General features: G+C 48.8%; 1 protein-coding gene. It reads left to right on the top strand.

The window, feature by feature from the left end; all coding sequences use genetic code 11:
• Positions 1-252: aldehyde dehydrogenase family protein (locus B4033_RS11450; protein ID WP_286834121.1), on the top strand; the 252-nt coding region annotated here is incomplete at both ends.

Below are 252 nucleotides of genomic sequence, written 5' to 3'. Positions count from 1 at the left end.
ATTGGCGGCGAATGGGTCGCTCCAGTCAAAGGTGAATACTTTGACAATATCTCTCCGGTAGATGGCAAAGTCTTTACCAAGGTTCCGCGTTCTTCTGTAGAAGACATTGAATTGGCCCTGGATGCAGCACACAACGCCAAAGAACAATGGAACAGATCATCGCCGACCACCCGCTCCAATATCCTGTTGAAAATTGCAGATCGTCTGGAACAAAATCTGGAACTGCTGGCTGTGGCAGAAACCTGGGACAAC

Origin of the sequence: Acinetobacter sp. UBA3132 (assembly GCF_002364825.1) — a bacterium.
In the GTDB taxonomy this organism is placed as follows: domain Bacteria; phylum Pseudomonadota; class Gammaproteobacteria; order Pseudomonadales; family Moraxellaceae; genus Acinetobacter; species Acinetobacter schindleri.
This window is presented reverse-complemented; position numbering and strand designations above follow the sequence as displayed.